The 9,345-nt window shown below is 74.5% G+C and carries 10 protein-coding genes; 4 read left to right on the forward strand and 6 right to left on the reverse strand.

The window, feature by feature from the left end; all coding sequences use genetic code 11:
• Window positions 1–250: 250 nt before the first annotated feature.
• The 5 genes from rlmN to ACIQFY_RS15205 all read right to left on the reverse strand — a co-directional run bounded on the left by rlmN (window position 251) and on the right by ACIQFY_RS15205 (window position 4,896).
• Entirely contained in the window at window positions 251–1,495 is a 1,245-nt protein-coding gene (gene rlmN / locus ACIQFY_RS15185; protein ID WP_326497309.1) for a 23S rRNA (adenine(2503)-C(2))-methyltransferase RlmN, read from the reverse strand.
• A gap of 41 nt (window positions 1,496–1,536) precedes the next feature.
• On the reverse strand, window positions 1,537–2,487 hold the full coding sequence (locus ACIQFY_RS15190; RefSeq protein ID WP_400340779.1) for a C40 family peptidase: 951 nt from the start codon (window positions 2,485–2,487) through the stop codon (window positions 1,537–1,539).
• A gap of 212 nt (window positions 2,488–2,699) precedes the next feature.
• Window positions 2,700–3,572, reverse strand: a complete 873-nt coding sequence (locus tag ACIQFY_RS15195; protein WP_400340781.1) for an alpha/beta fold hydrolase — start codon at window positions 3,570–3,572, stop codon at window positions 2,700–2,702.
• Between the two features lie 110 nt (window positions 3,573–3,682).
• A complete protein-coding gene (locus tag ACIQFY_RS15200) occupies window positions 3,683–4,732 on the reverse strand; it encodes a helix-turn-helix domain-containing protein (RefSeq protein WP_400340782.1) in 1,050 nt (349 codons plus the stop codon).
• Window positions 4,729–4,896, reverse strand: a complete 168-nt coding sequence (locus ACIQFY_RS15205; protein ID WP_400340784.1) for a hypothetical protein — start codon at window positions 4,894–4,896, stop codon at window positions 4,729–4,731. The genes ACIQFY_RS15200 and ACIQFY_RS15205 overlap by 4 nt, the downstream gene beginning before the upstream one ends.
• Window positions 4,897–5,255: 359 nt before the next feature.
• Here ACIQFY_RS15205 and ACIQFY_RS15210 point away from each other — a divergent pair, with 359 nt between their 5' ends.
• Genes ACIQFY_RS15210 through ACIQFY_RS15220 form a run of 3 tightly spaced genes read left to right on the forward strand, consistent with a single transcriptional unit; the run spans window position 5,256 to window position 7,105 of the window.
• On the forward strand, window positions 5,256–5,984 hold the full coding sequence (locus tag ACIQFY_RS15210) for a class I SAM-dependent methyltransferase (RefSeq protein WP_400340786.1): 729 nt from the start codon (window positions 5,256–5,258) through the stop codon (window positions 5,982–5,984).
• Window positions 5,985–5,994: 10 nt separating this feature from the next.
• Window positions 5,995–6,816: a PmoA family protein gene (locus tag ACIQFY_RS15215; protein WP_400340787.1), complete on the forward strand. Its 822-nt coding sequence runs from the start codon at window positions 5,995–5,997 to the stop codon at window positions 6,814–6,816.
• Between the two features lie 34 nt (window positions 6,817–6,850).
• Entirely contained in the window at window positions 6,851–7,105 is a 255-nt protein-coding gene (locus tag ACIQFY_RS15220; protein ID WP_066653429.1) for a hypothetical protein, read from the forward strand.
• Between the two features lie 6 nt (window positions 7,106–7,111).
• Here ACIQFY_RS15220 and ACIQFY_RS15225 read toward each other — a convergent pair whose 3' ends face one another.
• Window positions 7,112–8,539, reverse strand: a complete 1,428-nt coding sequence (locus ACIQFY_RS15225) for a GAF domain-containing serine/threonine-protein kinase (protein ID WP_271827110.1) — start codon at window positions 8,537–8,539, stop codon at window positions 7,112–7,114.
• Window positions 8,540–8,660: 121 nt separating this feature from the next.
• Between ACIQFY_RS15225 and ACIQFY_RS15230 the strand changes: the two genes are divergently transcribed.
• Complete coding sequence (locus ACIQFY_RS15230) at window positions 8,661–9,206, forward strand: tetratricopeptide repeat protein (RefSeq protein ID WP_400340789.1); 546 nt, start codon at window positions 8,661–8,663, stop codon at window positions 9,204–9,206.
• Window positions 9,207–9,345 lie beyond the last annotated feature (139 nt).

Raw genomic sequence — 9,345 nt, forward strand, 5'->3', positions numbered from 1 at the left:
TCGGCCGTTCCGTTCTCCGCCTCAGCGGCAACGAGTGATTACTCTACGCACGGCCCGACCACACCACCAACACCACCCACATCCCGGGCGTGTCGTCCCCCGACTTCCCCGAGGACTCGCGGGAGGAGGGGTACCGAGCCGCGGTCGGACGGGTGCCGGTCGGCGGTCGCACGCGTGCCGACGCGACCCGGGAACGACGGGAGGCACGGTGCGTACCCGCACCGTGCCTCCCGTCCGACCGATCGTCGACTCAGACGTCCGTCTCGTCCGCCGCGGCCAACTGGCCGCACGCGCCGTCGATCTCCTTGCCGCGGGTGTCGCGCAGGGTCGTCGGGACGCCCGCAGCGTTCAGCCGGCGGACGAACTCGTCCTGCACGTGGGGCTCCGACGAGGTCCAGACCGAACCGGGCGTCGGGTTGAGCGGGATCGGGTTGACGTGCACCCAGCCCTTGCCACGCGCGTTGAGCTTCTCGGCGAGCAGGTCGGCGCGCCAGGCGTGGTCGTTCATGTCCTTGATGAGGGCGTACTCGATCGAGACCCGTCGACCGGTCTTCGCGTAGTACTCGTACGCGGCGTCGATCGCCTCGTCGGCCTTCCACCGCGAGTTCACCGGGATGAGCTCGTCGCGGAGCTCGTCGTCCGGCGCGTGCAGCGACAGGGCGAAGGTGAGCGGGATGTCCTCGTCCGCCAGCTTCTTGATCGCCGGCACCAGGCCGACGGTGGAGACGGTGATGCCACGCGCGCTCATCCCGAGACCGTGCGGCTGCGGAGCGATCATCGTGCGCACCGCCTCGATGACCCGCTTGTAGTTGGCGAGCGGCTCGCCCATCCCCATGAAGACGATGTTCGTGACGCGTTCGGCATCGACGCGGTCCTGCCCGCCCTTCCGCGGGTCGCCCCCGAGTTCACCGGCGGCGATCGCGGCGTTCGCCCGGACGATCTGCTCGATGATCTCGGCGGTCGACATGTTGCGCGTCAGCCCTGCCTGGCCGGTCGCGCAGAACGGGCAGTTCATGCCGCAACCCGCCTGCGACGAGACGCAGAGCGTGATGCGACCGGGGTAGCGCATCAGCACCGACTCGACCAGGGCGCCGTCGTGCAGCTTCCAGAGGAACTTGATCGTGTCGCCCTTGTCCGTCGCCAGACGCCGGGTCTCCGTGAGGAGCGGCGGCAGCATCCCGGCCACGAGTTCCTCGCGCTGGGCAGCCGGCAGGTCGGTCATCGTCGCCGGGTCGGACGACCAGTGCGTGAAGTAGTGCGTCGACAGCTGCTTGGCGCGGAAGCCGGGCAGGCCGAGCTCCTTGACCTTCGCGACGCGCTCCTCGACGGTCATGTCGGCGAGGTGCACCGGCGGCTTGCCGCGCTTCGGCGACGCGAACTGCAGGAGGGGTCGCCCCTCGGAGTCCTGCGCCTGGGTCCACCCCTCGGTGCGCGGGCGCACCTGCGGACGCGTGGAGCGCTGCTCCTCGAACGGGGTGCGGGTCTCGGTGGCCATCACTCCAGTTTACGGGAGGTGCGCAACTCCCCGTCGACGCGTCACTCCCCCGCGGGCAGCAGACGCGCGAAGTGGTGGGCGTTCGGGTACAGCGGCACGATGTCGACCGGGTCGCCGGGGTGCGGCGCCTGCAGCACGATGCCGTCGCCGAGGTAGATGCCGACGTGGTCCTCGTTGTCGAACACCACGAGGTCGCCCGGCAGGGCCTCGGACTGCGGGATCGTCGTGGCGACCGCGTCCTGCGACGGCACGTAGTGGACGAGCGGGATGCCGACGGCCGCGTACGCCACCATCGTCAGTCCCGAGCAGTCGATGCCGGAGTGGCTCGCGCCGCCCTCGACGTACGGGTCCCCCATGTACTGCAGCGCCGTCGATACGATCGTGGCGCGCTTGCCGCCCGCCGACAGCACCTTCGAGATGGCCGCCTCGGCCTGCTGCGTGGTGACGCCGTACTTCGTGACGATCGTCGGGTAGGACACGATCGTCGTGGTGGTCGTCATGCCGTCCGTCTGCACGACGGGGACCTCGACGTCGCGGGCGACGGTGAAGGACTGCGCGTCGTCCGCAGCCGTGACGGCGGACGACGAGCTGCTCGTCGTGGTCGCCGGGGCCGCGTCCGCAGGGACCGCGAGCGTCAGCGTCGACGTCACGGCGAGCGCCGGTGCGAGCAGGATCGCCGCGCGCTTGGCGTTCGCGGCGCGGCGGACGTGCCGCGGGTCCGCGGCACGCTCGGCGCGGAGTGCTGCGGAGCGTGAGAGCACCGCGGCGCCGGCGACGGCGGTCGACGCGACCGGGCGCGGTGCGGCGAGAGCGACCGTGCGCGCGGGCTTCGCGGGCTGCACGAAGGAGGAACGGGCGACCGCGGGGCCGAGGGCCGCGCGACGGCCGCGGGGACGCCGCAGCTCCGCGGGTTCCCACGACCGGGGTGCGGTCGGCTCGGGTGCTGTCGACCGTGCGCCGTCGTGGGCTGCGGGCAGTGCGTGTCGTCCCATGGTTCCTTCCGCGATCGGGCGACGGGTGGTCGACCGGCTCAGGGAGATAACGTATTGGTCACGAAGCTCCGACCGCCAGGGCTGGAGCGTCCGGTTCCTGCGGTTCGTCTCAGCCTGCCGGGTCGAGCGCAGCCCTCCCCGAGCGAGCGGAGCCGGCACGCAGTGGTCAGGCGCGGCAGCGGTCAGGCGGCAGCGGTCCGGCGCGGCAGCGGTCAGGCGCGCTCGAGGTGGCTCCGGACGCGCTCCTGCACGCGGGCCGCGTCGTGGTGGTCCCAGAGCCCGAAGTGGGTGCCGCCGGGAAGCGTGAGGAGCTCGGCCCCGGGCACGGTCGCAGCGGCCCGGGCACTGTGCTCCATCGGAACCTCGGTGTCCGCGTCGCCGTGCACCAGCAGTGTCGGTGCCCGGACGGCCCCGAGCTCGAGGTCGTCCACCGCTCCGAGCACCCGCACGTCGTTGTCCCACCCCGGACGGTTGCGCCCGCCCGCGTTGCCGCTCGACGACAGGTCGAGCAGGACCCGGCGGCGGGGCCGATCGTGCAGGACGTCCGCGACGTGTGCGGTGAGCGCCCGCCCGCGCAGGGAGCTGACGCCGGCCTCGGCGGTGCGGACGACGACGGACGGCACCAGTCGGGCGGCGGACGCGGCGAGCGCCGCACCGACCCGGGTGTACGCGACGACCCACTCGGCGAAGGACGGCTTCGGCGGGACCCACCGCGCGGACAGCCCGGCGACGACGACGAGCGTCCGGATCCGGTCCGGGTGGCGGACCGCGAACCGGTAGGCAGCCGGGCCGCCGCCGGACCACGCCAGCACGGCGACACGGTCGATGCCGAGCTCGTCGAGGAGCACCGCGTACCGGTCGGCCTCGTCGTCGAGCGAGGGGTGGTCCGGCTCGAGGGTCGTCCCCGCGTAGCCCGGTCGTGCGAGGGTCACGACGCGGAAGCGGTCGGAGGGCAGGAAGCGGGCCATCGCCTCGGCGGAGGAGATCCCGCCGGGGGTGCCGTGCAGGACGAGGACCGGGGCGCCGGTGCCGCGCACGGCGACCGCGATCCCGCCGGTCCCGGTGCTCGGTGACGTCCGCTGCATCCCTGCACGCTACCCAGCGCAGCATGGGGCGGACCGGGGCTGCGCGGTGGACGCGCCGGGTGCCTCCCGACCGACCTGCGGATCCGGACAGGCGAGGGAGACGGGCGGGCTCAGCCCGGCTGGGACCCCCGCGTGCGACCGGGGGTCCCGGCGACCGCGATCATCCGTCGCTGCCCTCGCAGCGTCTCCCCCGGGTGCTCCGCGTAGCGCGTGGAGTACGCGCCGGAGAAACGCCCCATGTGCCGGAAGCCGCAGGAGGACGCCACGGCTCCCACCGAGGTCTCCCGTGCGTCGGCGAGCTGCAGCGCGATCCGGGCCTTGTCGAGCCGGAGGTCCCGGAGGAACGCGGTCGGCGTCGATGCCTCGTGCCGTTGGAAGGTCTCCTGCAGCGTCCGGACGCTGGACTCGGCGCCGGCGGCGATCTCCGCGGTGCTGAGCGGGCGGGCGAAGTGCGCGTACATGTACGCCTTCGCCCGCTCGAGCGTGGCGACGGAGCCGTCGGGGACGCCGCCGTCGGGGTCGGGGCGGAACGCCTCGAGGACGGCCTCGGCGAGGCGCAGGTCCAGCACCGCCCGCTCTCCGTCGACCACGTCGACGTCGAGCATCGCACCGGCGAGCTCGCGGAGCGTGCGCTGCAACGGCGCGAGGCGGGCGGACGGCACGGCGGCCGGGAACGCCAGCGGCACGGGGACGGCCGCACCGCCGACGACCGCGACGGCCTCGAGGAAGTCCGCGTCGAAGTGCACCAGGTGCACGGTGCCGGGCGGCGCCGCCACCGAGAAGGGACGACCCGCCGGGCACATCACCGGGACGCCCGGGCGGAGCGTGACGCCGTCCTCGCGGTCCGGGTCGAGCACGACACCGCCCTCGACCGACCACGCGAGCAGGTACTGCCGGCCGGGGGCGAGCACCCCGCCGTGGTGCGCCGAGACCGACGAGGTCCGCAGGCTCACCCGCCCGTCCCCGGTGGCGCGGTACCGGTAGCTGAAGGGGGCGTCCCCGTCGGGACGGCACCACAGGTCGTGGCCGTCGTACACGTCCTCGTGGAGGGCGCGGGCCCCGCCGGGTTCCGTGCCGCTGTGCACGACCTGTCGGACCGAGGTCCGGCGCTGCTCGGTCGACCGGTCCTCCGCGGGCGGGTCGACGGTCGCGGTGATCACGTGCGGTCGCCGCGGCCGGGTCCGCGGACCCGCCCCAGGTCCGCGAGCGACGGCGCCGGGGCGCCCTCGGGCACCGCCCAACCCCGTCGCGCGGCGCGGCGGAGGTGCCGGTAGGTGATGACGCGGACCGGTTCGACCCGCTCGTCCGTCTGGTACGTCGACATGTCGTGCTCCCTGCATCACGACCGCCTGGCGTCCTGCGCCGTCCGGAGTCCGGCCGGCAGGGTCGCGGGGTGGCGTGGTGTCCACCCTGGCGGCCCCCGCATGGCGTGGCCGCCGGACGATCTCGTCGTGCCGGCGACGGTACGCGCCGCCGGACGGCACCGCGGACACCGGACACCCAGGCCGCGCACTCCGGACGGAACGTCGTCGGCCGTCCGTCCGGTGTGCGACCGTGTGCCTCCCGTCCGGCGGCCGATCGCGACAGGCCGACGACGCCGGTCCGGGCCTGATCGCGGCGGGCCGCGTTGCCGGTCCGGCAAGGATCCTTGCGGTGCGCTCCGGTGCGCGGTCGACTGGGCAGATGCACGCGCACGACGACCCCTCCGCCCCCGCCGACGCACACACCCCGGCCCGCCCCGACGGTACTCCCGCGGGTGGGGGCGGCACGGCGCGCGACTGGTGGGAGGCCCGGTACGCCGAACGGGACGGGATCTGGTCGGGCCGGGTGAACGCGGTGCTCGCCGACGTGGTCGCCGGACTGCCGTCGGGTGGCGGCCGGGCACTCGACCTCGGGTGCGGTGAGGGCGGCGACGTCGTCTGGCTCGCGGAGCAGGGCTGGACGGTGACCGGCGTCGACCTGTCGCAGACCGCCGTCGACCGCGCCGACCGCGCGGCGCGGTCGGCCGGGGTGGCCGGACGGACCCGGTTCGTCGCCGCCGACCTGGCGACCTGGAGCCCGGCTCCCGACGAGCGGTTCGACCTGGTCACGGCGTCCTTCCTGCAGTCGTGGCCGGTCGGCATCCCCCGCGACGCGATCCTGCACCGGGCGACCACGGCGGTCGCTCCCGGCGGGCACCTGCTCGTCACCGCCCACGCCGCTCCGCCGCACCGCGACGTGCCCGAGGAGATGCGGTCACACCGCTTCCCGACGCCCGAGCAGGACCTGGCGGCGCTGCGGCTCGACGACGGGTGGGACGTCATGGTCGCCGAGGGCCGACCGCGATCGGCGACCGGACCGGACGGCGAGCGACACGAGACGGTGGACAGCGTCGTGCTCGTGCGGCGACGGTCAACGGAGGTCGACGCGTAGCGTCGGCGAGGTGGGGACGGACGACACGGAGGGCACGGGCACGGCGCACGGCGTCGTCGTGCCGCTCGACGTCGCCGGGGTCAGGGTGGGCGAGCTGCACGACGGCGCGGACGTCCCGCCGGCCTGGGTGCCGCGGCCCTTCCTCCACCCGGTGCGGACGCTCGGCGGCGTGGTGCTCACCGACCGCCACCCCGAGGACCACCCCTGGCACTGCGGCCTCGGCGTCGCGTTCCCCGACCTCGACGGCGTCAACTGCTGGGGCGGACCGACGTACGTGGACGGTCCCGGCTACCGGTGGCAGGACGACCACGGCACCGCGACCGTCGGCCCCTCCGAGACGGACGGCGCTGGGCTGCGGCTCGGCACCTCCTGGCGCGACCCGGCCGGCGCGCTGCTGCTCCACGAGGACCGCACGCTCGGCTGGCGTGCGACGCCGGACGGCTGGCAGCTCGAGTGGACGTCCACGCTCCGCGCGCCCGGTGCCCGACCGGTCGCGCTCGGCAGTCCGGCCAGCCACGGTCGCGCCGGTGCCGGCTACGGCGGCTGGTTCCTGCGGTTCGCCCCCTGCACGGACGTCGTGGTCCGCACCCCCGACGGCGCGGGCGAGGACCGCGTGCACGGTTCCGTCGCACCGTGGGTGGCGTGGACCGGGTCCTTCGACGGCGGACGAGCGCACGTGCTCGTCGAGGCGCTGGACCACCGCGATCCGTGGTTCGTCCGGGTCGCGGAGTACCCCGCGGTCGGCTCGGCGCTCGCCTGGCGTTCCCCCGTCGTCGTCCGGCCGGACGAGCCGCTCGTGCGGTCGTTCCGCGTGACGGTCTCCGACGGCTGACGGTCCGTCTGCGTCGTCCGCGTAGCCTCGCGGTGTGTTCCTGATCTTCGGCACCCGCGGCTCCGACACCCTGCTCACCGTGGTCCGCTTCGTCTGCGGGGTGTGCGGCGTCCTGGCGGCGCAGCGGGTGGTGCGCCGCACGACGAAGCTCAGCCTGTTCTTCGTCCCGCTCGTCCCGCTGTCGCGCTCACACCGCAACGAGTGCACCAACTGCGGTGCGGTGACCCGGATCACGGCCGAGCAGGCGGACCGGGCGATGACGTGGTCGGACGGTCGACCCGGCGCCTGACGCGGGTCAGCGCGCGCCGTCGAGCGGCAGTGCGTCGCTCGTCGTGCGCAGGGACTCCTGGCGGAGCTCCAGCTGCGTGGTGGCCAGCGCAGCGAGGTCGCGCAGGTTCGCCAGGTCGCCCTCGGACGCCTCGCGCGGACGGACGTCCAGCACGGCGAGGGTCCCCACCGCGGTGCCGTCGTGCCGCAGCAGGGGCACGCTCACGTAGAACCGGATGCCGAGCGGCCCGGTGACGAGCGGACTCTGCCGCATCTCCGGGTGCACGGACCCGTCCGGGATCACCACGGGGACGGGTACCGGCGCGAAGCCGCTGCGGAAGCTGATGCTGCGCGCTGCCTCGTCGACCCCCTCGGCGATCCACGACTGCGACCACTCACGGTCCTCGTCGAGCACGTCGACCAGGGCGATCGGAGCGTCGAAGAGCCGTGCGGCCATCGCCACGGTGCGCTGCAGCGACTCCTCGGGCAGCGAGTCGAGCGTGGCAGGGCGGGCGTCCGCCGGGGCGGCTGGGGTCGGCTCGGCGGGGCCTGCGTCGGCGGTCGCGGTCGCAGCGGGGGCGGCATCGGACCGGGCACCGGTGGCCGCGGGGTCGGCTGCAGCACTCTCGGTGATGACGACGTCGCGCAGCATCGTGACGAGCTGCGCACCGAGGGGCCGCTCCGTTGGGTCCTGCGCCGTCATCGCGCGGAGCAGGTGCTTCCAGTGCTCCGGCAGCGGCTCCGGCACGACCGGGTCGCGCGACAGCCGGGCGATGGCGGACTCGACGAGCGACCCCGGGAACTCGCGGCGCCGCGTGAAGCACTGGAGCAGCACGAGACCGAGCGAGTACACGTCGCTCGCGGGACCGACGTCCGCACCCCGGGCCTGCTCGGGGCTGAGGTAGGCAGCCGTGCCCGTCGTGACACCGTCAGCGGTGAGCCGCTCGACCCCCGCGGCCAGGGCGATCCCGAAGTCGGTCAGCCGTGCGCGGGCCCGGTCGGAGCCGGTGCCGTAGTCCACGAGCAGGATGTTGGACGGCTTGATGTCGCGGTGCACGACGCCGTGCGGGTGGATGTACTCGAGCGCCTCGGCCATGTCGTAGCCGATCTCGGCGATGTGCTTCGCGGAGAGCGGTCCGACCTCGAGCCGCGCCTCCAGGTCCTGTCCGACGACGAGCGACATGACGAGGAAGCGTCGCGGACCGCTGCCGACGACGTCGACCACACCCGCGTCGAGCAACCCGACCAACCCGTGGTGCTCGAGCGCAGCGAGGACGCCGAGCTCTGCCTCCTGCCGCGCCAGGTCGACGGAGCCCGGGTGGAAGAGCTTCACGGCGACGGGGCGGTGCAGCACCTCGTCGGTGGCGCGGTACACGACGGACATGCCGCCACGCCCGATCTCCTGCTCGAGTCGGTAGCGCCCGTCGAGGAGCGGCGCGGCGTCGTCGTGTCCCATGGGTTCCTCGTCGTCCTGTCGGTGGGCAACGATGCATCTTCGCATCCCGGTGCCCCGGATGCGCGCAGGGCTACGTCCACCGGATGGTCGTGCGTCGCAGCGGTGCCGCTAGCGTGACCGTGTGAGCGACACCACGACCCCGCAGCCACGACCCTCCGACCCCGACTGGGAAGCACGCGTCGCGGCGCTGTGGGCGGACGACACCGTGGACGACGCTGCCCGGATCGACCGGATGCGCGAGCTCGCGGCGGTCGCACCCCACCCCGCGCTCGGCTCGTTCGAGCTCGGTGGCGCACACGACTCCGGCGGGCAGGAGGCCGCCGCGCACGAGCAGTACGCCGCGGCGACCGAGGCGGGGCTCGGCACCGTCGACCCCGACCGTGCCGCGCGACTGGTCGTGCAGCACGCGTCGACCCTCCGGAACCTCGGCCGGATCGACGATGCGATCGCGATGCTCCGCGACGCCCCACCGCACCCCGCGACCGGAGCGGCCCCTCGTGTCTTCCTCGCGCTCGCGCTGCACAGCGCGGGCCGAGTGGACGAGGCACTCCGGGTGGCGATCGAGGCCGTCGAGCCGACGCTCCCCCGCTACAACCGATCGGTACGGGCCTACGCGGCCGCGCTCACGGAGCCGGGACTCTCCGGAGACGGCGACCAGCAGCGCTAGCCGCGATGGGACGGACGGACGGGAGGCGGGGGGGCCCCGGGGCCCCCCCCCCCCCGCCCGGGGGGGGGGGGGGGGGCGCGCCCCGGCGCGGGAGAAGAGCAGGGGCCCCGGGGGGCCCCCCCGCGGGGGGGGTCCCGGG

It is taken from the genome of Curtobacterium sp. NPDC092190 (genome assembly GCF_044755625.1).
In the GTDB taxonomy this organism is placed as follows: domain Bacteria; phylum Actinomycetota; class Actinomycetes; order Actinomycetales; family Microbacteriaceae; genus Curtobacterium.